This window comes from Peptoniphilus duerdenii ATCC BAA-1640 (assembly GCF_000146345.1).
GTDB lineage: Bacteria > Bacillota > Clostridia > Tissierellales > Peptoniphilaceae > Peptoniphilus_B > Peptoniphilus_B duerdenii.
Genome location: NZ_GL397071.1, coordinates 1,317,865 through 1,341,241, shown reverse-complemented (window position 1 = coordinate 1,341,241; position 23,377 = coordinate 1,317,865). Strand labels below are relative to the sequence as shown.

Annotated in this window: 20 protein-coding genes; 1 reads left to right on the top strand and 19 read right to left on the bottom strand. The window is 33.4% G+C overall.

Annotated features, from left to right (window positions below):
• Nucleotides 1-40 precede the first annotated feature (40 nt).
• From HMPREF9225_RS05960 to rpsB, 17 genes are all read right to left on the bottom strand, one after another.
• Nucleotides 41-961, bottom strand: a complete 921-nt coding sequence (locus HMPREF9225_RS05960) for a bifunctional riboflavin kinase/FAD synthetase (protein ID WP_008902058.1) — start codon at nt 959-961, stop codon at nt 41-43.
• Nucleotides 958-1,809 carry a tRNA pseudouridine(55) synthase TruB gene (gene truB / locus HMPREF9225_RS05955; protein WP_008902057.1) on the bottom strand — a complete coding sequence of 284 codons (852 nt, stop codon included), beginning with the start codon at nt 1,807-1,809 and terminating at the stop codon, nt 958-960. Before truB ends, HMPREF9225_RS05960 begins: the two co-directional genes overlap by 4 nt.
• Nucleotides 1,794-2,756, bottom strand: a complete 963-nt coding sequence (locus tag HMPREF9225_RS05950; protein WP_008902056.1) for a DHH family phosphoesterase — start codon at nt 2,754-2,756, stop codon at nt 1,794-1,796. Before HMPREF9225_RS05950 ends, truB begins: the two co-directional genes overlap by 16 nt.
• On the bottom strand, nt 2,734-3,096 hold the full coding sequence (gene rbfA, locus HMPREF9225_RS05945) for a 30S ribosome-binding factor RbfA (RefSeq protein ID WP_008902055.1): 363 nt from the start codon (nt 3,094-3,096) through the stop codon (nt 2,734-2,736). The genes HMPREF9225_RS05950 and rbfA overlap by 23 nt, the downstream gene beginning before the upstream one ends.
• Nucleotides 3,093-5,576, bottom strand: coding sequence for a translation initiation factor IF-2 (infB, locus tag HMPREF9225_RS05940; protein WP_008902054.1), 2,484 nt, complete (start codon nt 5,574-5,576; stop codon nt 3,093-3,095). The genes rbfA and infB overlap by 4 nt, the downstream gene beginning before the upstream one ends.
• Nucleotides 5,577-5,597: 21 nt before the next feature.
• Nucleotides 5,598-5,864, bottom strand: a complete 267-nt coding sequence (rnpM, locus tag HMPREF9225_RS05935; RefSeq protein WP_008902053.1) for an RNase P modulator RnpM — start codon at nt 5,862-5,864, stop codon at nt 5,598-5,600.
• A gap of 24 nt (nt 5,865-5,888) precedes the next feature.
• Complete coding sequence (gene nusA / locus HMPREF9225_RS05930) at nt 5,889-7,127, bottom strand: transcription termination factor NusA (protein ID WP_008902052.1); 1,239 nt, start codon at nt 7,125-7,127, stop codon at nt 5,889-5,891.
• A gap of 8 nt (nt 7,128-7,135) precedes the next feature.
• Nucleotides 7,136-7,600: a ribosome maturation factor RimP gene (locus tag HMPREF9225_RS05925; RefSeq protein ID WP_008902051.1), complete on the bottom strand. Its 465-nt coding sequence runs from the start codon at nt 7,598-7,600 to the stop codon at nt 7,136-7,138.
• A gap of 105 nt (nt 7,601-7,705) precedes the next feature.
• Nucleotides 7,706-11,917, bottom strand: coding sequence for a PolC-type DNA polymerase III (locus HMPREF9225_RS05920; protein ID WP_008902050.1), 4,212 nt, complete (start codon nt 11,915-11,917; stop codon nt 7,706-7,708).
• A gap of 3 nt (nt 11,918-11,920) precedes the next feature.
• Nucleotides 11,921-12,976 carry a flavodoxin-dependent (E)-4-hydroxy-3-methylbut-2-enyl-diphosphate synthase gene (gene ispG / locus HMPREF9225_RS05915; RefSeq protein WP_008902049.1) on the bottom strand — a complete coding sequence of 352 codons (1,056 nt, stop codon included), beginning with the start codon at nt 12,974-12,976 and terminating at the stop codon, nt 11,921-11,923.
• A complete protein-coding gene (gene rseP / locus HMPREF9225_RS05910) occupies nt 12,973-13,965 on the bottom strand; it encodes an RIP metalloprotease RseP (protein ID WP_008902048.1) in 993 nt (330 codons plus the stop codon). Before rseP ends, ispG begins: the two co-directional genes overlap by 4 nt.
• On the bottom strand, nt 13,962-14,750 hold the full coding sequence (locus HMPREF9225_RS05905) for a phosphatidate cytidylyltransferase (protein WP_008902047.1): 789 nt from the start codon (nt 14,748-14,750) through the stop codon (nt 13,962-13,964). Before HMPREF9225_RS05905 ends, rseP begins: the two co-directional genes overlap by 4 nt.
• A complete protein-coding gene (locus tag HMPREF9225_RS05900) occupies nt 14,747-15,460 on the bottom strand; it encodes an undecaprenyl pyrophosphate synthase (protein ID WP_008902046.1) in 714 nt (237 codons plus the stop codon). The genes HMPREF9225_RS05905 and HMPREF9225_RS05900 overlap by 4 nt, the downstream gene beginning before the upstream one ends.
• A 37-nt stretch (nt 15,461-15,497) precedes the next feature.
• Complete coding sequence (gene frr, locus HMPREF9225_RS05895; RefSeq protein ID WP_008902045.1) at nt 15,498-16,052, bottom strand: ribosome recycling factor; 555 nt, start codon at nt 16,050-16,052, stop codon at nt 15,498-15,500.
• Between the two features lie 9 nt (nt 16,053-16,061).
• Nucleotides 16,062-16,778, bottom strand: coding sequence for a UMP kinase (gene pyrH / locus HMPREF9225_RS05890; RefSeq protein ID WP_008902044.1), 717 nt, complete (start codon nt 16,776-16,778; stop codon nt 16,062-16,064).
• 1 nt (nt 16,779) lies between these two features.
• Nucleotides 16,780-17,427 carry a translation elongation factor Ts gene (gene tsf, locus HMPREF9225_RS05885; protein WP_008902043.1) on the bottom strand — a complete coding sequence of 216 codons (648 nt, stop codon included), beginning with the start codon at nt 17,425-17,427 and terminating at the stop codon, nt 16,780-16,782.
• 49 nt (nt 17,428-17,476) lie between these two features.
• Complete coding sequence (gene rpsB / locus HMPREF9225_RS05880) at nt 17,477-18,232, bottom strand: 30S ribosomal protein S2 (RefSeq protein ID WP_008902042.1); 756 nt, start codon at nt 18,230-18,232, stop codon at nt 17,477-17,479.
• A gap of 246 nt (nt 18,233-18,478) precedes the next feature.
• On the opposite strand from rpsB, the gene ypfJ reads away from it, so the two are divergent.
• Entirely contained in the window at nt 18,479-19,345 is an 867-nt protein-coding gene (gene ypfJ / locus HMPREF9225_RS05875) for a KPN_02809 family neutral zinc metallopeptidase (RefSeq protein WP_008902041.1), read from the top strand.
• 183 nt (nt 19,346-19,528) lie between these two features.
• On the opposite strand, the gene leuS is transcribed toward ypfJ, so the two are convergent.
• Together leuS and asnS are read right to left on the bottom strand one after the other, a co-directional pair.
• Nucleotides 19,529-21,937, bottom strand: a complete 2,409-nt coding sequence (gene leuS, locus HMPREF9225_RS05870) for a leucine--tRNA ligase (protein ID WP_008902040.1) — start codon at nt 21,935-21,937, stop codon at nt 19,529-19,531.
• A 7-nt stretch (nt 21,938-21,944) separates the two neighbouring features.
• Nucleotides 21,945-23,327, bottom strand: a complete 1,383-nt coding sequence (gene asnS / locus HMPREF9225_RS05865) for an asparagine--tRNA ligase (RefSeq protein ID WP_008902039.1) — start codon at nt 23,325-23,327, stop codon at nt 21,945-21,947.
• Nucleotides 23,328-23,377: the final 50 nt, after the last annotated feature.

Here is a 23,377-nt window from a genome sequence, read left to right as displayed (position 1 = left end):
AATGGTACTGGTCTATTATAACATATAAAAATATATTTGTCTATTTACTTTTTCTAACTTCTTCCACATCTTTGGCTATTCTTTCAAATAGTTCTTCTACTGAATTAAATACTACCATAGGTCTTAATTTTTTTAAGAAATATAGATATACTTTTTTCCCATATATATTTTCATCAAAATCTAAAATATTTGCTTCTATCTTTAAATTTTCTCCTAAGAATGTAGGATTATTTCCAATAGATGTTGCAGCTTTATAAAGTAGGTCGTCTCCTTCAACTTTAATTCTCGTATCATAGACGCCATCTCCTGGCAGTTGCACTCCATCTTTTGTAATAATATTTGCTGTTGGATAACCCATTTTACTTCCGAGTTTCTTTCCATGATCGACTATTCCTGTAATGAAGTAGTTGTGTCCCAAAAGTTTATTTGCTTCTTCCATCATTCCTTCTGAGATAGCCTCCCTAATCCTTGTAGAGCTTACTACTTCTCCGTCAATCTTATAGGCATCTATTACATCAAGAGTTAGATTATAGTCTTTACAAAGCTCTCTTAAGCTTTCTACATCTCCCATGGCTTTAAATCCAAATCTATAGTCATATCCAACTACTACACCTTTGGCATTTAAGTTTTTAACTAAAAAATTTTTTACAAAGTATTCTGGGGACATCTTCATAAATTCCTCATTGAAGTCTATCATGTAGACTATATCTATTCCGATTCCCTTTAAATACATAAGTTTTGCTTCGTTTGAAGTAAGTTCTTTCTTTTTATGGTCAAATAATGTAGCCGTTGTGTGTTCATTGAATAGAAGAACTGCAGAATGTGCATCTATTTTACTAGCAGTTTCTATAGCTTTTTTCATAAGAAGTCTGTGTCCTAGATGAACTCCATCAAAATTACCTAGGGCTATGACTATTTCATCTTTTCCAATGTAATTTAAATCTATGTTTACTATCTTCATCTAAGCACCTTTATCCTTAACCTTCCATCTATAAATTCACCGATGCCGATAAATTCATCGCGACAATAGACCGAATACTTTCCATCTTCCATCCTATCATCAAAAAATTTGACTCCATTTATTAGTCTTTCAAAGAAACTTTTAGGTACATTGTACCTAGGCATATTTCTTAAAGCGAATTCAGTAGGATAGAATTTCTCTTCTATTTCTTCTTTTGTCATATTTTCTAAATCATCTATTGTTATTGCTTTTTCAACAATAAATGGTCCTACTTTTGTCCTAACGAGAGATGTCATAGTTGCAAATGTGCCTAAACTTTTACCAATATCAGAGATTAGCGTTCTCACATAGGTTCCAGAGCTACAATTTATCTTTACTTTATATGGGTTAGTTCCAAGTAATTCTAAGCCATATATTTTTACTTTTCTTTTTGGTCTATCTACAACTTTTCCTTCTCTTGCAATCTTGTAGAGTTTTCTTCCACCTAGTCTCACCGCAGAATACATAGGAGGTATCTGCTCTATAACACCTGTGAATTTTGGAAGTATTTCTAAAATTTCTTCTTTTGTTGGAATTTTATCCGACCTATTTATTATATTTCCAGTTATATCTTCCGTATCTGTTTCAATTCCAAATTCAATAGTTGCTATATATTCTTTCTCTGAATCTTGAATAAATGATGATACCCTTGTAGCTTTTCCAATAGTCATAGGTAAAACTCCAGTTGCCATTGGATCTAATGTCCCTGAATGACCGATCTTTTTAATTCCTAAAAGATCTCTTAAAATATAGATGCAATCGTGGGAAGTTATTCCTTGTCTCTTGTTAACTACTAGGATTCCTTGCATTTAATCTCCTTTATAGCCTCTTGTAGTATTTCATCTTTTGCCTTTTCTAGTGATCCATAATATGTGGCTCCTGCTGCCATTATATGTCCTCCACCATTGAATTTAGATGCAATTTTGCTTACATCTGCATAAGATTTTGCTCTAAATGAAACTCTTATTTCATTTTCTTTTTCTTTTAAAAATATTGCAATCTCTACACCTTCAATGTCACGAATATATTCAACGATTCCTTCACTGTCAGATTTTTTATAATTTGGGCTAAGAGATATTTCTTTAGGCAGAGCAATCATTGCAATCTTGCCTTCTAAATAGAACTCAAGCCTATTTAAAGCTTCATTTAAAAGCATTATTTTAGATTTTGGGTTTGACTGATAAACATTTACCGTTATATCTAAATTTTTTGCCCCAAAATTTAAAAGTTCTGCAGCTATTCTGTGAGTATCACTGCTGGTGTTTTCATATTTAAAGCTTCCTGTGTCTGTACTTATTCCAGTTAGAATAGATGTGGCTATCTCTTCATCTATAAGATCCCTTTTTAAAAGTTTAAATAGAACTTCACAGGTACTACTTGAATTTTTTTCTACAACATTGAAATCTGCATATCCGTCATTGGTGTGATGATGGTCTATGCAAATAGTTTTTTTGCTCTTTCTATATAACTCTACCGCATCTTTTCCTATTCTATCAAGATCTGCACTATCTAGAGTTATAAATAGATCAATATCTTCAATTTCGCTAGATTTTACCGTCTTGATTCCTTTGAATAAAAATCTAAAGTCGTCTATCATTACATCATCAAATATTGTGTAGACATCTTTATCTAGTTTCTTTAAATATTTAGAAAGAGCACTTAAAGATCCAAGATTATCACCATCTGGATTTAGATGTGAAGCAAGGGCAATTTTACTTGCCCCTTCAATCATCTCATGAAATTTTATCATTTCCATGGTTAACCTCTTCAATAAGTTTTTCCATCTTTAAGTTTATATCTAGGGTTTCATCCAGTATGAAGATTAGCTCTGGCATCTGACGAAGTTTAACTTCGCTTGAGATTTCTTTTTTTATAAATCCTTTTGCGGAGTTAAGTCCTTCTAGCGCTGCTTCTTGTTCTTCTTTTGTTCCCATTATTTCAACGAATATTTTTGCAAATGATAGATCATTAGTAACTAAGACATTGGTTACACTTATAATCTCTGGTATTCTTGGATCTTTTATTTTAGATCTTATAATATCAGAGATAACTCTTCTAAGTTCTTCCCCTATCCTTTGCACTCTTTTTTCTCTCATACTCTTTTAATTTCCTTCATAATATATGATTCGATGAAGTCTCCTTCTTTGATATCATTAAAGTTTTCTATAGTGATTCCACCTTCATATCCATTGTTTAGTTCTCTAACATCGTCTTTAAATCTCTTTAAGGATGCTATTTCTCCTTCATGGATAACTGTATCATTTCTAAGGATTCTAACCATAGATTTTCTAGGAATCTTTCCGCTAACTACAAATACTCCAGCTACGATGGCATTGTTTGGAAGTTTAAATGTCTGTCTAACTTCACATCTTCCTTGAACTTCTTCTTCGAATTCTGGATCTAGCATACCTATAGCCGCTTTTTCAATATCGTCTATTGCATCATAGATTACTCTGTAAGTTCTTATATCTACTTCAAGTTCTTTTGCAAGTTCGATAGCATTTATATTTGGTCTTACGTTAAATCCTATTACTATAGCTTTTGAAGCTGATGCTAATGATACGTCAGATTCACTGATTCCACCTACTCCAGAGTGAACTATAGATATATTTACTTCTTCATTTTCTATCTTTAATAATGATTGGGAAAGTGCTTCTACTGAACCTTTCACATCGCCTTTTATTATTAAATCAAGTTGTTTCTTTTCTCCTTCTTTTATCTTGTCAAATAAGTTTGAAAGAGATACCTTGTTAGTTGCGTTTAATCTATTTTCTCTTACTATTTCTCTATTCTTATCAGCTATTGTCTTGGCAGTCTTTTCATCTTCAACAGCATAGATAGTATCTCCAGCATTTGGAACTTCTGAAAGTCCAAGGATTACCGCTGGCATAGATGGTCCTGCTTTTTTAAGATTCTTACCTTTGTCATCTGTCATAGCTCTAATTCTACCTGAAGCAACTCCACTTACTACGAAGTCTGAAGATCTCAATGTACCGTTTTGTACTAAGACTGTAGCCATAGGTCCCTTACCCTTGTCAAGCTTAGCTTCTATAACTGTACCAACCGCTCTTCTTTGTGGGTTTGCTTTTAGTTCTCTCATTTCCGCTACAAGTAGTATCATCTCTAAAAGATCATCAATACCTTGTTTTGTGTGGGCACTTACAGGAACCATAATAGTATCCCCACCCCAATCTTCAGGCATAAGTCCTTGTTCAGAAAGTTCTTGCTTAACTCTATCCACGTTTGCAGCTTCTTTATCTATTTTATTTATTGCTACAATTATTGGAACTTCTGCACTTCTCGCATGAGAGATTGCTTCTATAGTTTGAGGCATTACTCCATCATCTGCTGCTACTACTAGAATTGCAACATCTGTTATTTGAGCTCCTCTTAGTCTCATTGAAGTAAAAGCTTCGTGACCAGGCGTATCTAGGAATGTTATTTTCTTTCCATTTAGATTTACTGTGTACGCACCAATATGTTGGGTAATTCCACCTGCTTCTGTTGAAGTTACGTGAGATTTCTTGATTGAGTCCAAGATAGAAGTCTTACCGTGGTCAACGTGACCCATTACTGTTACAACTGGTGGTCTTGGTTTTAGATTTTGTTCTTTATCTTCAAAATCTAGTCCAAATTCTTCTTCGATTGATACTTCTTCTTCAGGACTTGCAAATTCGATTTGTACATTTAATTCATCTGCAAGAATTTCACAAACATCTTTATCTATAGGTTCATTTTGACTTGCCATTACACCAAGTCCTATAAGTTTTGTAATTACTTGGGATACTGGAATGTCTGTTGCTTCTGCAAAATCTTTAACTGCTAATGGCGGAGAAATTTTAGCTACTTTGTTTTCTTCGACTTCTTCCTTTTTAACAGTCTTCTTAGCTTTTTTCTTAGGAGCTTTTTTGGTTAAATCTCTCTTTGCATACTCTTCTCTTAGTTCTAAGATATCTTGTTTTGTCTTTTTATTATGATTGTTCTTAGATTTTTTCTTTTTATATTCTTGTTGATTTACTTCTTTTTCAGTAATGACCTCATTCATCTTGTTAAAAGATCTAGATTTCTTCTTTTTATTATGTGGTCTTTCTTCATCTCTGTCTTTATCGAAGCTTTCTCTATTTGAATCCTTAGGCTTTCTAAAGTTTTGAGATTTTCCTTTGTTTTTATCTTGGAATTTATTGTTTTCCCTTTGTCCATCTGAATCTTTTCTTTCAAATGGTTTCTTTTTAAATCTCTTCTTGCCTTCTGTGCCTTCAGCGTTAGGTTTTCTGTTATCGAATCTCTTATTATCATCTTTTGACTTGTTAGGCTTAGATTCTTTCATGTCTTTGTTCTCTATAGTAATACCTTCTTTTTTATTTGGATTTTTATTATTTTTAAAGTTTTTCTTTTTATCATCTTTATTTGGTGTAGATTTATTCCTATAAGAATTAACTACTCTTTTTTCTTCTTCTGCATTTAGTGTCGACATATGGTTCTTAACTTCTATGTTTAAACTAGAAATTCTCTCGATCAATTCTTTGCTAGTTACATTCAGTTCTTTTGCCAATGCGTGTACTCTTTTATTTTGCATGTTACACCTCCGATTCAGGTGTTATTTATGGATTTCTTCTCTTAGATTTTCATAGGTCTTCTCATCAATCTCCATTTCAAACGATCTATTAAGAGCTTTCGTCTTGATAGCTTTTTCTAGACAATTTAAATCATCGCACAAATAAGCACCTCTGCCATTTAGTTTTCCCGTTCTATCTATAAAAATTTGATTTTCTTTAGTCTTTACGACTCTTATTAAATCAAATTTGGATTTTTGTTCTCCACAACCTACACATTTACGCTGCGGAATTTTTCTTGTCTTTTTCATTGCAAGTTTTGTATTTCTCCTGATTTATTCTTCTGAATCTGTGTCTGTAGTATCTAAATTGTCTTCAGCTTCTTCTAAATCCATTTCATCTTCTTCATCGATATCTTCTGCGGATGCTTCAGCATGAAATTCAATTTCTTCATCTGCTACATCTTCATCTTCGTCATCTTCGTATCCGAGTTTTGCATATAGTTCATCTTCAGTCATATTTTCTGCTTCTAGATATTCTTCAAATTGAGATACAGATTTTATATCTATTTTCCAATTTGTAAGTTTTGCAGCAAGTCTAACGTTTTGACCTTCTTTACCTATTGCAAGTGAAAGTTGGTAATCTGGAACAACTACCAAAGCTTGTTTATTGCTGTCATCAATAAATACTTTTTCAACATTTGAAGGACTTAAGGCATTTGCTATGAAGTGGTCGATATCTCTATCCCAGATTATTATGTCTATCTTTTCTTCGCCGATGCTATCTAAAATTGCCTTTACTCTTGCTCCTTTAAATCCAACGCATGCTCCAAGTGGATCTACGTCTTCAGATTTTGAAAATACTGCAATCTTAGTTCTAGATCCAGCTTCACGACTGATGTTAAATACTTCTACTATTCCATCATGAATTTCTGGTACTTCTAGTTCAAAAAGTCTCTTGATTAGATTTGGATGAGATCTTGAAAGTATAATTTGTGGTCCTTTAGGAGTCTTCTTAACTTCAAGTATTATCATCTTGTACCTATTTCCATGGGAATAATCTTCACCCTTTATTTGTTCGTTCGGTGGAAGGATTCCCTCTGATTTACCAAGGTCTATAAATACATATCCCTTTGAAGATCTTTGAACTTGTCCAGTGATAAGTTCTCCTTCTCTATCGATAAAATCATCATAGATTATATCTTTTTCAGCATCTTTGATCTTTTGAATAACCACTTGCTTTGCAGTTTGTGCAGCAATTCTACCAAATTTCATTGGATCTATTTCAATTCTTACGATACTTCCAACTTTGTACTTGCTGCTAATCTCTTCTGCATCTTCTAAAGATATCTCAGTATCTTCATCTTCTACTTCATCTACAACTGTCATTTCTTTGAAAATTTTTATATTTCCATTTTCTTTGTTGATGTCTACTACTATATTTTGGTTCGACATTCCAAAATTTTTCTTATAGCTTGATATTAGAGCAGCTTCTAATGCTTCAAAGACAATGTCTTTTTTTATTCCTTTTTCGCTCTCTAATTGATTAAGCGCTAATATAAATTCTTCGTTCATACGTCCCCCTAGAACACAATCTTTTGACTCATTTTTGAGATAGATTTAAGAGGTAATTCTACTTCTTTACCTTCATTATCTAATATTACGGTATCTTTTGTATAGGAAGCTAGTACGCCTTCGTATAATTTATTTCCATCGAGTGGTGCAAATAGTTTAGCTTCCACTAATTTACCTTTGTTTCTCCTTAAGTCGTCTTGAGTTTTTATCGGTCTATCTAATCCTGGTGAAGAAACTTCTAAATAGTAACTTTCTTCAATTATATCTTCTTTGTCTAACTCTTCTTCTATCGCTCTACTCATTGTGTCACAGTCATCGAGTGAGATTCCATCTTCTTTATAAATAAATACTGACACTAACGAATGAGGAGTCGCTTTTTTGTATGCAACTTCTACTATTTCATAGCCTCTCTCTTCGGCTACCTTTGTAGATATTTCGTTTAATTTACTTAATATTCCTTTAGATGATGTCATTTTACACCCCTTTTTTAAGTAAAAAATACGGAGTGGGAAACCCCACTCCTTAGTTACTTTCTATCATCATTACTATTATATCAAATTTTCTGTAAATATCAAGGTTTAAAAGTTAAATAGTGATAGTTGATTATTTTCTTGCATGCCTTCAAAACAATTATTTTCACGCAACATTTCAACTATTGCCTTTGTTGCCCCAGTTTTATTTATAAAGTCTTCAACAGAAATATATTTATTTTCTTTTGAGCTTTCGACAATGCTATTTGCTATAGCTTCTCCTAGCCCTGGCACTGCCATAAACGGCACTCTGATCGCACCATCTTCTATTACAAATGTCTTTGCCTGAGATTTATAGATGTCAATAAATTTAAATTCAATTCCTCTAGAATACATTTCAAGCGCCATTTCCAATGTGTTTCTCTGACCTTTTTCTTTTTGTGATGGATTTTTTATTTGAAGAAGTTCATTGAGTTTTTCCTTCATTGCTCCAACACCCTTTGATATTGTTTCTATATCAAAGTCTGTTAATTTGTTCGTAAAATATGTTGCATAATATTCTAGCGGATAATTTAATTTATAGTAAGCAACTCTAAAGGAAAGCATTACATACGCAACTGCGTGGGCTTTTGGGAACATGTACTTTATCTTTTCACAAGCTCCAATATACCAACTTGGTAGTGGAAGTTTTTCCATTATTTCCCTTTGCTCATCTGTTAATCCTTTTCCTTTTCTAACTTTTTCCATGGTGAAGAATGCCATTTTATTTTCTGCACCAGCTTGGATTAAATAAACCATTATATCTTCTCTTGTGGATATAACATCTTGGAGCTTCGCAAGACCTTGATCAACTAAGTCCTCTGCATTGTTTGTCCATACATCCGTTCCATGAGAAAGTCCTGAAATTTGTACGAGTTCTGAGAAGGTAGATGGTTTTGTTTTTATTAGCATTCTCTTTACAAAATCTGTTCCAAATTCTGGTATGCCCAGTGTCCCTGTTTCGCATTCGTAGATTTCTTTGTTCATCTTTAATTCTTCAGAGCTATTGAATAGACTCATAGTTCTCTTGTCATCTAAATAAATATCTTCTGATTTAAGTCCCGTTAAATCTTCAAGCATCTTTATGATAGTCGGTCCATCGTGACCGAGTATATCAAGCTTTAAAATTTTCCCATGAAGGAAGTTATAATCAAAGTGCGTAGTTATAACTCCAGAAGATTTTTTATCTGCAGGATATTGAATCGGTGAGAAATCATAGATACTAGAAGTTTTTGGAACTATCATTACTCCACCTGGATGTTGGCCAGATGTTCTCTTGACTCCTGTTATTTCCTTAGCGAGTCTATCTATTTCAACAGGAGGTACGATTTCATCTTTATAGTAATTTTTTACTATTCTATACGCAGTATTTTCTGCAACTGTTCCAATGGTTCCAGCTCTAAAGACATATCCTTCTCCGAAAAGTTCTTCAGTATACTTGTGAGCTACAGGTTGATATTCTCCCGCAAAGTTCAAATCTATATCAGGTTCCTTATCCCCTTCAAAACCTAGGAAAACTTCAAATGGAATATTGTGTCCATCTCGATTTAACTCTGTCCCACATACAGGACAGTTCTTTCTTTCCAAGTCTACCCCAGATCCTACCAGTTTTTCATCTACAAATTCAGAGTACTTGCATTTTGGACAGACATAATGTGGTGGTAGCGGATTTACTTCTGTTATCCCAGCCATAGTCGCTGCAAAAGAGCTTCCTACAGATCCTCTAGATCCTACTAGGTATCCATCGCTATTTGATTTCTTTACAAGTTTTTCAGCGATGATATATAGAACCGCATATCCATTTCCTATGATTGAATTTAATTCTCTATCCAATCTTTTTTCTACTATTTCAGGTAAATCTTCCCCGTAGATGCTATGGGCTCTATCAAAAGTTATCTTCTTTAACATTTCTTCAGAGCCTTCGATATAAGGTGGAAATGTTCCATCTGGTAGTGGTTTAATATCATCTACCATATCTGCTATTTTGTTTGAATTTGTAATTACAACTTCTTCGCATCTGTCTCCAAGATAGTCAAACTCGTCTAGCATTTGGTCAGTAGTTCTAAAGTAGAGAGTATTAGGTATTTTAACCTCTGGATTAACAGGTCCTGTAACTCCACTTAAAACTATTCTTCTAGAAAGATCTTGGTGAGGATATAAATAGTACACATCTCCAGTTGCAACTACTGGTTTATTTAATTCATCTCCAAGTGCTAAAATTTTCTTGTTGATATTTATTAAATCTTCTTTGTCTTTTAATTTTTCACTAACCACATAATTTAGATTATTTCCGATTGGTTGTATTTCTAAATAGTCATAGTAGGATGCAATCTCTAATAATTTTTCATGAGGTTTTCCAAAATAAATTGCATTCCAAAGTTCACCTTTGGATGTTCCTGATCCTAGAAGTATTCCTTTTCTATATTTATTAAAGATAGTTTTAGGTACTTTGGCTTCTATATTAAAATATTCCATATGTGATGCGGAAACAAGTTTATATAGATTTTTTAATCCTTCTTGAGTCTGTACTATTGCTGTGGAATCTTTTGAAAATAAAACAGATTTATCTATTTTATCGAAAAGTTTATTTATTTCTTCAAATGATTTTGGAGATCCACCGAGCTTCATCATTTTTATAAAAGCTTCTGCCGTAGCTTCAGCATCGTTAACAGCTCTGTGGGCTCCTTCTAAATTAACTCCGAGTTTTTTACAAATTGCAGAAAGATTAAATCTCTTCAAGTCATTTAAGATTGCTCTTGATAAATAAAGTGTATCTAAAACAGGAAAATCAAACTTAAGCCCCACCTTATCCATATCTCTTCTTATAAACGCAGTATCAAACTCCGCATTGTGAGCTACAAGAGTAGCATCTCCTATGAATTCTACAAAATCTTTTATTACCACTTCTATCGGCGGTTCATTAGCAACCATTTCATTAGTTATACGAGTAAGCTCTACAACTTTTTCTGGTATTGGTCGCATCGGATTTACAAATCTTGAAAATCTGTCCACAATGACTCCATCTTCAATCTTAACAGCACCGATTTCTGTAATCATATCTGATGCCGGAGAAAGACCTGTGGATTCAATATCAAATACAACGAATTTTTGGTTGTAATTTTTTCCTTCAAAATTTTCTACAATTCCCATGGTATCGTCAACCAGTCTCATGTCTAGTCCATAGATTGCTTTTATTCCTGTAGATTTAGAAGCATCCATAGCATTCGTAAATCCTTGCACATCAGAGACATCCGTTATTGCAAGAGCACTATGGCCTAAATCTTTTGCAAATTTCGCAAATTCTTCAAAGTCAGTAATTCCGCTCATTGTTGACATCTTTGTATGAAGTCTAAGTTCAACTCTGTGTTTTTCAGATTTTTCTACTATCTTTTCCTTCTCAACTTTTTCTATTGCATTAAAATTAATAACCACAATGGACATAAAGTTGTCGTATTCAACTCTACCAGAAACTTTAATTCTAGTTCCGACTTTGAATTCATCTTTAAACTCTGATACTTCATCTTCGTTCATAAATTTTTTCAAAACCGTTGAGGATGTGTAGTCGGTTATCTTTATAAGGATTATTCTTTTGCCACTACGAAGTTCTTTTACTTCAATATCGAAAATATCTCCAGTTAAGACTACGTATTGATAGTTGGTTGAAACCTCTGCAATAGATATTTCATCACCTTTGAACTTGCCTTTTCTGTATTTTGGATTGCCGCTTGATTGAGCTTGAGGCGTTTTTTTAACCTCCTGTTTAACAACAGTAGTCTCCATAACCTCTTTCTCCATGTCTTTTAATGTATCAATATAGTCTAAATCTATATCTTCATCAAAACCTTTTTCAATTACAAACTTTAAATTGTGAGGATCTAAAGCTTTATCCAAGCTAGTTTTAATTTTATTAGAATTTATTAAATCGTAACAAGTTTTATCTGGAACCTCTAATATTAGATAACCCTTCTCTTCATCTACACGCATAAGTTCATCTTTAAGCCAGCAGTTAAATGATGGTGAATTTAAAAGAATTGTCTCTTTTGCAAGAACGATAGGGTCTATATCCTCGTATACAATCTTTAAATCAAGGTATATTTCTGGAATATATTCAAGAATTCTCTCTTTAATAGTATTAATAAAACCATCCTCAATTGGATGGTTTGAACTCATAACTACATTCAGTTTTAAGCTGTCCTCATCAAAGTTTATATCAACAATATTTAAGTTTACTTCTTCGTTTTTAATTCCCAATATACTTGAAAATTTTTCAAAATCAAACATAGTTCACCTTAAATTCTCTATTTCTTTAATAAGTTCATCTACGAGATCTTTTTCATCAACAGATTTTACGATCTCTCCGTGTTTAAATATAACTCCACGACCATTTCCACCAGCTATTCCTATATCGGCTTCTCTGGCTTCTCCTGGTCCGTTAACTCTACAGCCCATCAAGGCTATCTTTAAATTTAAGTCCTTAGTGTCTAACCGACTTTCAACTTCATCTACCAAGGATATTAAATCTATCTTGGTTCTAGAACATGTTGGACAGCTGATTAGCTCGATTCCATCTCGTCTAAGACCAAGTGATTTTAGAATTTCTTTTGCTACATAGATCTCTTCAACAGGATCTGAGGTAAGAGATACTCTTATTGTATCACCTATTCCTTCTTGAAGAAGAGAACCGATTCCAATAGCAGACTTAATTGCACCGATTTTTGGTGATCCTGCTTCGGTAACTCCCAAGTGAAGTGGATAATCTGTTAAACTTGCAAATTTTTCATAAGCCCTGATATTTAAAAGTGGATCCGATGCTTTTAAAGATACCTTAATATCTTTAAAACCTAGAGATTCTAAATAATTTACTTCGCTAAGGGCAGATTCAACAAGGCTATCTACATTTACACCTGAAAATTTATCTAGAATTTCTTGGCTAATCGAACCGGAGTTTACTCCGACTCTTATAGAAATACCTCTCTCCTTTGCAGCTTCAACAACTTCTTTAACCTTCCATCTTTCACCGATGTTCCCAGGATTTATTCTAAGTCCATCCACACCATGTTTTGCAGCTTCAACAGCTAATCTATAATCGTATTGAATGTCTGCAATTGTAGGAATATTTATTTTTTCTTTAATTTTTGGAATAGCCTCTGCGTCATCAAAATCATTTACCGCAAATCTTATGATATCACAACCAGCATCTTCCAATTTCTTTATCTGTGCTACAGTATTTTCAATGTCACAAGTTATAGTGTTCGTCATGGATTGGATTGTAATCGGATGTGGATTTCCTATCTTAATTCCACCGACATCTATAACTCTAGTCATCCTTCTATTAATCATCTTTTAAGATCTCCAAATATAGTTACATATATCATAATAGAGAATACAAATATAAATCCAACAAGATTTATATAGTATTCTACTTTTTCGCTAAGTGGTTTACCTCTTAACTTTTCAATTAATAACATGACAAATCTACCACCGTCAAGGGCTGGTATAGGAAGTAGATTTACCACACCTAAATTTGCCGAAATAAGTCCAAGTATTGCAAGCACATTTAAAAATCCAAACTTAGCTGACTGTCCAATTACTTTTATAACTCCAACAGGACCAGAAAGTCTAGAAAGAGCAAGTTTACCTGTAAAAAGCATTCCTAAAACTTGGAAAACTTCTTTAACCACATTTGCAGTTTGTTTAAAACCATATCTAACTGAGTATGTGGCTCCACGATTTATTTTTGGCTTTATACCAATCATTTTTTGACCATCTTTTTCTTCAACTTTTACATTTTGTGCATAAAGTCTACCTTCTCTAACAGCATAAACCCTTACTGTATCTTTTTGTGCTGCAGCGATAGTCTTAGGTATATCTGAAAATTCTTTTATTTCTGTGTGATCTATTACAACGACCTTATCACCAGGCACAAATCCCATCTGTTCAGCGGGACTACCTGGTACGATTTCACCAATAGTTGTACTTGGAACGCCATTAAATCCCGCAATGATAGTAAAAGCAACTATTGCTAGGACAAAATTCATAAATGCTCCTGCTAGTATAGTTACCATTCTCCTACCAATACTTACATTGTTAAACGCCCTTGGATCTTCAGAATCTTCTCCTTCACCTTCCATAGCGCAATATCCGCCAATCGGAAGAGCGCGTAGAGAATACAGCGTTTCTCCTTTTTGTTTTCCAAATATTTTTGGACCCATTCCAACAGCAAATTCATTTACTTTTATTCCAGAGGCTTTTGCAGCCACTAAATGTCCAGCTTCATGTAATAAAATCACAAGAAGGAAGACAAAAATTGCACTTATTATAGTAGTCATAGTACCTCCATAACTTTTGAAAATAGAAATATTATTACAGTGACATCTAAAATACTGTCAAATCTATCGAGAACTCCTCCATGTCCTGGAAAAATATTTCCATAATCTTTTATTCCTGCTACTCTTTTAATCTTTGATGCTATTAAATCACCTAGTTGTGAAGATATAGAGGTGAAAATAAGAAAGATTACAGTAAGAATATCCAGCTTAAAATCATTATAATTAAGCCAAGTACATCCTAGGATAACCGCTCCTACTACTCCACCGATAGCTCCCTCCACCGATTTCTTAGGAGAAATACTTGGTATAAGTTTATGTCTTCCCATTGTTATACCTACTAAGTAGGCAAATGTATCTGTGGCAAAAGCCATTATAAACACAAGCACCAAGTAAATATTGTTCATTTTATAAAGTAGGTCAAATATTACCGGAATATAGATATAGCTAAAAACTGTATACACACTGTCATCCATATTTCTATTGATATCTAAATCTAGCACAAAAGAAATAAGCATAATTATAAGTATAAATACGTACTCAAAACTTGCCATAACTTCAAATTTAGGTACACTTCTAATTAGAAATAAGAACACAGTAAAAATATACAGCAAGTAAGCATTAATATTTATATTAATATTTTTAAAACAATTTTTTATTTCATAGATTCCTACAATCGACATAAATAAAATTGCAGTAGATAGATATATACCGCTATTTTTAATTATAAAATATAGTAGGATTACACCGACAACAGCGGTTATACTTCTCGTTACAAAGTTTTTCATAGTCCACCGTACCTTCTATTTCTATTTTGATATTCTAGGATTGCTTCTCTTAGATTTTCTTCTCTAAAGTCTGGCCATAGGGTATCTACAAAGATAAATTCAGCATATGCTAGTTGGTATAGTAAAAAATTTGAAATTCTCTTTTCCCCACCTGGTCGAATCAAAAGATCCACTGGAGGAATATCTTTGGTGTATAAAAAATCGTTAAAACTATCTTCTGTTATATCGGGAAGATTTAATTTTCCATCTTTATAATCTCTTGCAATTAACTTAGAAGCCCTCACTATTTCAGCTCTACCGCCATAGGAAAGGGCGATATTTAATACCATTTTTTTATTGTCTTTTGTGGTTTCTATTGCTTTTTTTACAGATTTAAATGTACCATCATCCAATCTATCAATATCTCCTAGTACATTAATTTTAACACCATTTTCATGAAGTCTTTTCAATTTTTTATCTATAAAACTATTTAAAAGAGTCATGAGATATCCCACTTCATCTGCGGGTCTCTTCCAATTTTCTGTAGAAAAAGCATATAGGGTAAGGTATTTAACTCCCAAACGATAACTTTCTTCTACAATATCTATAACTCTTTCTGCTCCTTCCTTGTGACCGAAGGATCTGATTTTATTTTTATTCTTAGCCCAACGACCATTGCCATCCATAATTATGCCGATATGTGCAGGAACTTTGTTTAAATCTATTTCCATATTTCTCCTAAAAAATAAAAGGCCCTCAGGGCCTTTATTAAATTTCCATTAACTCATCTTCTTTAGCTTTAGTTACAACATCGACTTCTTTAATATATTTATCTGTGAGTTCTTGAACTTTATCTTCAGCTACTTTTCTTTCGTCTTCAGATATTTCTTTATCTTTTTCAAGTTTCTTCACTTCGTCAATAGCAACCCTTCTGATGTTTCTAATAGCAACCTTAGTGTCTTCGCCGTTTTTCTTAACGATTTTAGTAAGGTCGCGTCTTCTTTCTTCGGTAAGTTGTGGAATTATAAGTCTTACAACTTTTCCATCATTTGATGGGTTAAGACCTAAGTCAGATTTTAAAATTTCTTTTTCAATAACAGATATAAGTGATTGATCCCATGGTTGTACAACAAGAAGTCTTGCTTCAGGAGCTGAGATCCCTGCAACTTGGTTAAGTGGAGTCACTTGTCCATAGTATTCAACTGTAATTTTATCTAAAAGTGCTGGATTTGCTCTTCCCGCTCTTATAGAAAGTAAATCGTCTTTTAAAACCTCAATGGATTTTTTCATTTTATCTTCAGCTTCGCGCTTATAATCAAACATAATTACCTCCTAATTAACGCTAGTACCAATTGTTTTTCCAGATACAGCATCATATATTGAGTTTTCTATATCTATTCCAAATACTATTACCGGAATATTATTGTCCATACAAAGAGATGTTGCAGTACTATCCATAATCGTAAGTCTTCTAGTAAGAATTTCTTGGTAAGTAAGAGTGTCAAATTTCTTGGCATCAGGATTTATATTAGGATCAGAATCATAGATTCCATCCACACCTTTTTTTGCAAGAAGGATTACTTCTGCACCGATTTCTGCAGCCCTAAGTGCTGCTGTTGTGTCGGTAGAAAAGTATGGATTTCCAATTCCTGCAGAAAATATAACTACCCTTTTCTTTTCTAGATGTCTAATTGCCCTACGTCTTATATAAGGTTCGGCAACTTCTTTCATTTCGATTGCAGTTTGAACTCTTGTGTCTACTCCCAATGACTCTAACATGTCTTGAAGAGCAAGAGCATTCATTACAGTTCCAAGCATGCCCATATAGTCAGAAGTTGCTCTGTCCATATCTCCTGAAGATCTACCTCTCCAGAAGTTTCCACCACCGACTACAATACCAATTTCTACTCCAGTTTCATAAGCTCTTTTTATTTCTTCGGCAATGGCTTTTACAGTTACAGGATCGATACCGACCTTAGCATCTCCAGCCATAGCTTCACCGCTTAACTTTAAAACTACCCTATTGTATTTATTATGGGCTTTATCCATTTTATTTACCCATTTGTTTAGCTACTTCTTCTGCGAAGTCTTCTTCTCTTTTTTCTAGACCTTCTCCAACTTCGTATCTAACGAATCTTCTGATCTTAATATTTTCACCAATCTTTGCAATTAGATTAGTAAGAACATCTTGTACCTTTAGATCGCCATCTTTGATGAACTTTTGATCAAGTAGAACAATTTCTTCATAGAATTTTTCAAGTCTACCTTCAACCATCTTTTCAACGATTTTTTCTGGTTTACCTTCGTTTAGAGCTTGTTCTTTTAATACAGTTCTTTCGTGATCAACTTGTTCAGCTGGTACTTCTTCACGAGTTACATACTTTGGATTTGCAGCAGCAACTTGCATAGCCATATCTTTTACGAATGCCTTGAATTCTTCGTTTTTAGAAACAAAGTCAGTTTCAGAGTTAACTTCTATAAGAACTCCGATTCTTCCGCCGTGAATATAGCTTTCTACTAGACCTTCAGCTGCAATTCTAGATGATTTTTTAGCTGCAGATGCAAGTCCTTTTTCTCTAAGGAAATCTATTGCTTTTTCTAAATCTCCATCTGTTTCAGTAAGAGCTTTTTTACAATCCATCATACCTGCTGATGTAATTTCTCTTAATTCTTTAATCATTTGTGCTGTAATGTTCATTTAAAACCTCCTATAAAAAAAGGGTCCTAAGCTTAGAACCCAAATTATCTTATTCTTCCTCTTCTACTGGTTCGTTTTCAAGTTCTTCTTGAGAACCTTCTTCGTCAAAGTCAGTAAATTGAGTTCCTTGCTTACCTTCTAATACCGCATTTGCAATAGTTTCAGTGATTAGTTTAACCGCTCTTATTGCATCGTCGTTTCCAGGGATTGGATAGTCAATTTCATCTGGATCACAGTTAGTGTCGATGATTCCTACTACTGGAATACCTAGAATATCAGCTTCTTTAACAGCGATATATTCTTTCTTAGGGTCAACTACGAAGATACAATCTGGTAGTCTGTCCATATGTTTAATTCCACCAAGGAACTTTTCAAGTCTTTCTCTTTCAAGTTTAAGTTTAATAACTTCTTTCTTAGGTAGAACATCGAATGTTCCATCTTCTTCCATTTCTTCAAGATTGTGAAGTCTTTCAACTCTCTTTTTAATAGTTTTGAAATTTGTAAGAAGTCCACCTAACCATCTTTGGTTAATGAATGGCATTTCGCATCTTCTAGCTTCTTTTTCGATAGCATCTTGAGCTTGTTTCTTAGTTCCTACAAATAGTATAGTCTTGTTTTCTTCTGCTAATTCTCTTACGAAATCGTAAGCTTCTTCTATTTTCTTTACTGTTTTTTGAAGATCTATAATATAGATTCCATTTCTTTCTGTAAAGATAAATCTTGACATCTTTGGATTCCATCTTCTAGTTTGGTGTCCAAAGTGTACTCCTGCTTCAAGGAGTGCTTTCATTGATATAACTGACATCTTTACACCTCCGTTTTTTATTCCTCCATTTTCGTCAACCGATCTCAGACCATGTAGGCAACTTGAGTACCGTCAGAAAATGTGTGTCATTTAATACCTCTAATATCTTAACATATAAAAGCTTCAGTATCAACTAAATTATTTAAAATATAAGCCATCTTTGCTCAATATATTCTTAAAATTACTTTATTTTATTCATAATAGGGTAAACAATAAATAGAACTTAAATTTTAGGAGGAAATTATAATGAAATGGCAAGGTAGAAGAAAGAGTTCTAATGTACAGAGAGGAAGTAGAGGCGGAGGCTCTCCATCAATTTTTGGTGGTGGAATTGTAGGATTGGTTTTAATACTTGCATATGTATTGCTAGGAGGAGATATTTCTAATCTTCCAAGAGATACTTCACCCGTTAACAATAATAATGTACAAACAACTAAAGAACAAGCTGTGCTAGAAGACTTTCTGTCCGTAGTTTTGGCAGATACAGAAGATGTTTGGCACGAAAAGTTCAACGAATATGGAATTGAGTACAAAGAACCTAAGATGACTCTATTTAGTCAAGCTACCAGATCCGGATGTGGTCTTGCCCAGTCAAATATGGGTCCATTCTACTGTCCTGTTGATCAAACCGTATATATAGATTCTACATTTTATTATGATTTAAAAAATACTTTTGGTGCTGACGGCGACTTTGCTTTTGCATATGTTCTCGCCCACGAAATTGGACACCATGTTCAAAATCAATTAAATGTACTTAATCAAGTTCAACCACTTAGAAACAAACTTTCAGAAGAAGAATATAATAAATATTCTGTTGCAATGGAACTTCAGGCAGACTACTTCGGTGGACTTTTTGCTTACTATATTCAAGAAAAGGGATACTTGGAAAGCGGAGACATTGAAGAAGCTATGAATGCAGCTGCTTCCATCGGGGATGATAGAATTCAAAAGATGAGTGGTCAAGAGGTAAACGCAGATACATTTACCCACGGAACTTCTGAGCAGAGAAAAAATGCATTTGAACAAGGCTTTAAGCATCACGATTTAGAACATGCTATGCAGTTTTTCAAAGGATTAAAATATAAGCCGGAGTTTCAATATAGAAAATTGTAATAAATAAATTTATTTTTAATAAAAAAGACTTCAAAAGTGATTTCTTCTGAAGTCTTTTTGTTTTATATTATTTTACGTTTTTAATTTTGTAAGTAATATTAATTTATTTTTCTAAACTAAAATTTTAAGATGAAAATATATTTCTAAAAAATAAAAGCACCCATTAGGATGCTTTTAAAAATCTTATTTTATAACTATATTTAGTATCTTTCCTTTGACATAGATCTTTTTAACTATTTTTTTATCTTCTAACCAGTTTTTAAAATCTTCTGTCGCTTCTGCTTTCGCAAACACTTCTTCTTCTGTAGCTTCTTTTGGAACCACTACTTTAAATCTTACTTTGCCGTTGAATTGAACTGGTATTTCTACTTCATCATCAACTAACATATCTTCTTCGTAGGTAGGCCACTTAGCTTCGTTTAGGTAACCTCCAATCACTTCATGGAACTGTTCTTCTGTGATATGAGGTGCTACTGGATTTAGAAGAATTAAAAGTGTTTCGTAATCTTTTTTAGTTATACTTCCTTGTCCATAGAATTCATTTACTAAACTCATTAGTGCTGCTATTGCAGTGTTGAATTTAAGAGTTTCATAGTCGTCAGTAACTTTTTTAATAGTCTTGTGAATTAATGATTCTAAATTCTTTGAATATCCACTTTCACCATTAATTAGTTCAGCTAGTCCGTAAACTCTATCTAAGAATCTTCTAGCACCTTTAACTCCGTTTGTACTCCATGGTGCAGCCTTTTCAAAATCTCCCATAAACATTTCATAGGTTCTTAATGTGTCTGCTCCATATTCATTTACTATGTCGTCTGGATTAATTACATTCCCTCTGGATTTAGACATCTTTTCAGAGTTTGATCCAAGTATCATTCCATGAGAAGTTCTCTTTTTGTATGGTTCTTTGGTTGGCACTACTCCAATATCATATAGGAATCTATGCCAGAATCTTGAATACAATAAGTGAAGGGTTGTATGTTCCATTCCTCCGTTGTACCAGTCAACTTGTAAGAAGTGGTCTAAAAGTTTTGGATCTGCTAATGCTTCGTGATTGTGAGGATCGATATATCTTAAGAAGTACCATGATGATCCTGCCCATTGAGGCATGGTATCTGTTTCTCTCTTAGCTGGACCTCCACATACTGGACAAGTTGTGTTTACGAATGAATCCATATGTGAAAGTGGACTTTCTCCATCGTGAGATGGTTCGTAATTTTCAACTTCTGGAAGTCTAAGCGGAAGATCCTTTTCATCCATAGGTACGTAACCACATTTGTCACAGTGGATTATTGGAATTGGTTCTCCCCAGTATCTTTGTCTTGAGAATACCCAGTCTCTCAATTTATAATTAGTCTTCTTTTCTCCTATATGTTTATCTTCTAAGAATTTAATTATTTTTTCGCTAGCTTCTTTAACACTTAGTCCATTTAAAAAGTCTGAATTAATAACTGTACAATTTTCTTTTTCTACCATTGGTAGTTCTTTACTATCTTTGCTATCTATTACTTGTACTATTTCAAGTCCAAATTTAGTTGCAAATTCAAAGTCCCTTGTATCATGAGCTGGAACCGCCATTATTGCACCACTACCATAGGTCATTAGAACATAGTCTGATGTCCATACTGGTATTTCTTTTCCATTTGCTGGGTTTATTGCATGGATTCCTTTAAGTTCAACTCCAGTTTTATTTGTAGAAAGTTCTGTTCTTTCAAAGTCAGATTTTTTAGAAACTTCTTCTATATATTTATCTACATCGTTTATGTTTTCGATTCTATCTCTATACTTTTGAATAAGTGGATGTTCTGGAGATATAACCATGTAGGTTGCTCCAAAGATTGTATCTGGTCTAGTTGTGAAGATTTCTAATTCTTCATCTAAGTCTTTTAATTTAAATTTAACATCTGCTCCTACTGATTTACCTATCCAGTTTCTTTGTTGTGTCTTTACTCTTTCGATGAAATCTACTTCATCAAGTCCTTCTAGAAGTTTTTCTGCATAGTCAGTTATCTTAAGCATCCATTGAGATTTAACTTTTCTAACTACTTCAGTACCACATCTTTCACAACATCCACCGACAACTTCTTCATTTGCTAATCCAACTTTACAAGATGGACACCAGTTAATTGGCATTTCTTGTTTATAAGCTAGACCATGTTTAAATAATTGTAGGAAGATCCATTGAGTCCATTTATAGTATTCTGGATCTGTAGTATCTATTTCTCTATCCCAATCAAATGAAAATCCTATTGACTTAAGTTGTCTTTTGAAATTCTTTATATTATCTAGAGTTACTTTCTTAGGATGAATCTTATTCTTTATAGCGTAGTTTTCTGTTGGAAGTCCAAATGCGTCCCAGCCCATTGGGAATAGAACTTGTTCACCCTCTAGTCTTCTTTTTCTAGAAACTACATCTAGAGCTGTATATGGTCTTGCATGACCAACGTGAAGTCCTTGTCCTGATGGATAAGGAAATTCAACTAGAGCGTAAAACTTTTTCTTGTTTAAATCATCATCTGTTTTAAAAGTCTTATGTTCATCCCAGTAATTTTGCCACTTTTTTTCTATTTCTTTTGGATTATACTTTTTCATATTTCACCTATATATCTGCTGAGTTAACTGTTCTTGGGAATGGAATTACGTCACGGATATTCTTCATGCCTGTAATGTACATTACAAGTCTTTCAAATCCAATTCCATATCCTGAAGTTATAACCGTACCATATCTTCTTAGATCTAAATACCATTCATATGCATCTACATCAAGTCCTAGTTCTCTCATTCTATTTTCAAGTACCTCAGGTCTGTGTTCCCTTTGAGATCCACCAACTAGTTCTCCAATTCCTGGAACAAGTAAATCAGATGCTCTTACTGTCTTATTATCCTCATTCAAAGTCATGTAGAAAGCTTTTATATCCTTTGGATAGTCTGTAACAAATACAGGCTTTTTAAATATTTCTTCTGTTAAATATCTTTCATGTTCAGTCTGTAAATCTATCCCCCATTCAACAGGATATTTAAAGTCTGCTTTTGATTCTTTTAATAATTCTACCGCTTCTGTGTAGGTAACTTTTCCAAAATCTTTTTCGACGATTGATTTAAGTCTATCTAAAAGTCCCTTATCAATAAATTGATTGAAAAATTCCATTTCATCAGGCGCATTTTCAAGGACATAGTTAATTACATACTTGATGCAGCCTTCTACATTTTCAAGCATGCCTTCTAGCTTACAAAAACTTAGTTCAGGTTCAACCATCCAGAATTCTGCAGCATGTCTTGCTGTATTTGAGTTTTCTGCTCTAAATGTAGGTCCAAATGTGTAACAATCTCTAAATGCATGGGCAAATGCTTCTGCTTCCAACTGACCACTTACTGTTAAATGTGTTTCTCTTCCAAAGAAATCTTCGTTATAATCAACTTTTCCATCAACCATTGGAATATCTTTTAGATCTAGTGTTGTTACTTGGAACATTTCTCCAGCACCTTCAGCATCTGATGCAGTAATGATTGGGCTGTGTACGTAAACAAATCCATTTTCTTGGAAATATTTATGAATTGCAAAAGCTATCAAACTTCTAACCTTAAATACCGCTTTGAATGTATTTGTCCTTGGTCTTAGGTGTGTCTTAGTTCTTAGGTATTCCATTGTATGTCTCTTCTTTTGAAGAGGATAATCCCTGTCACTAAGTCCTATTAACTTTACTTCCTTTGCATGAAGTTCAACAGATTGTTTAGCTCCAGGAGATTCTACAACCTTTCCTGTTACTTCTATTGAGCTAGAAATGGTGTACTTGCTAACTTCATCAAAGTTTTCTAGATTGCTTTCTAGTACAATTTGAAGTGATTTGAAAGAACTTCCATCGTTTAATTCTATAAACCCAAAATTTTTAGAACTTCTAGAGGTCTTAATCCAACCACATACCGTTACTTCTTTATCTATAAAACTCTTATCTTTTAGTACTTTTTGTATATCTATAACCATAATTCCTCCTAGTTATATTTTTATATTATTTTATATAAAAATTTGTAAAA

What these genes read in the sequence shown, in the direction of transcription:
- HMPREF9225_RS05960 (WP_008902058.1), bottom strand. Translation starts at nt 961, where the DNA reads ATGAAGATAGTAAACATAGATTTAAATTACATTGGAAAAGATGAAATA.
- truB (WP_008902057.1), bottom strand. Translation starts at nt 1,809, where the DNA reads ATGCAAGGAATCCTAGTAGTTAACAAGAGACAAGGAATAACTTCCCAC.
- HMPREF9225_RS05950 (WP_008902056.1), bottom strand. Translation starts at nt 2,756, where the DNA reads ATGGAAATGATAAAATTTCATGAGATGATTGAAGGGGCAAGTAAAATT.
- rbfA (WP_008902055.1), bottom strand. Translation starts at nt 3,096, where the DNA reads ATGAGAGAAAAAAGAGTGCAAAGGATAGGGGAAGAACTTAGAAGAGTT.
- infB (WP_008902054.1), bottom strand. Translation starts at nt 5,576, where the DNA reads ATGCAAAATAAAAGAGTACACGCATTGGCAAAAGAACTGAATGTAACT.
- rnpM (WP_008902053.1), bottom strand. Translation starts at nt 5,864, where the DNA reads ATGAAAAAGACAAGAAAAATTCCGCAGCGTAAATGTGTAGGTTGTGGA.
- nusA (WP_008902052.1), bottom strand. Translation starts at nt 7,127, where the DNA reads ATGAACGAAGAATTTATATTAGCGCTTAATCAATTAGAGAGCGAAAAA.
- HMPREF9225_RS05925 (WP_008902051.1), bottom strand. Translation starts at nt 7,600, where the DNA reads ATGACATCATCTAAAGGAATATTAAGTAAATTAAACGAAATATCTACA.
- HMPREF9225_RS05920 (WP_008902050.1), bottom strand. Translation starts at nt 11,917, where the DNA reads ATGTTTGATTTTGAAAAATTTTCAAGTATATTGGGAATTAAAAACGAA.
- ispG (WP_008902049.1), bottom strand. Translation starts at nt 12,976, where the DNA reads ATGATTAATAGAAGGATGACTAGAGTTATAGATGTCGGTGGAATTAAG.
- rseP (WP_008902048.1), bottom strand. Translation starts at nt 13,965, where the DNA reads ATGACTACTATAATAAGTGCAATTTTTGTCTTCCTTCTTGTGATTTTA.
- HMPREF9225_RS05905 (WP_008902047.1), bottom strand. Translation starts at nt 14,750, where the DNA reads ATGAAAAACTTTGTAACGAGAAGTATAACCGCTGTTGTCGGTGTAATC.
- HMPREF9225_RS05900 (WP_008902046.1), bottom strand. Translation starts at nt 15,460, where the DNA reads ATGGAAATAGATTTAAACAAAGTTCCTGCACATATCGGCATAATTATG.
- frr (WP_008902045.1), bottom strand. Translation starts at nt 16,052, where the DNA reads ATGTTTGATTATAAGCGCGAAGCTGAAGATAAAATGAAAAAATCCATT.
- pyrH (WP_008902044.1), bottom strand. Translation starts at nt 16,778, where the DNA reads ATGGATAAAGCCCATAATAAATACAATAGGGTAGTTTTAAAGTTAAGC.
- tsf (WP_008902043.1), bottom strand. Translation starts at nt 17,427, where the DNA reads ATGAACATTACAGCACAAATGATTAAAGAATTAAGAGAAATTACATCA.
- rpsB (WP_008902042.1), bottom strand. Translation starts at nt 18,232, where the DNA reads ATGTCAGTTATATCAATGAAAGCACTCCTTGAAGCAGGAGTACACTTT.
- ypfJ (WP_008902041.1), top strand. Translation starts at nt 18,479, where the DNA reads ATGAAATGGCAAGGTAGAAGAAAGAGTTCTAATGTACAGAGAGGAAGT.
- leuS (WP_008902040.1), bottom strand. Translation starts at nt 21,937, where the DNA reads ATGAAAAAGTATAATCCAAAAGAAATAGAAAAAAAGTGGCAAAATTAC.
- asnS (WP_008902039.1), bottom strand. Translation starts at nt 23,327, where the DNA reads ATGGTTATAGATATACAAAAAGTACTAAAAGATAAGAGTTTTATAGAT.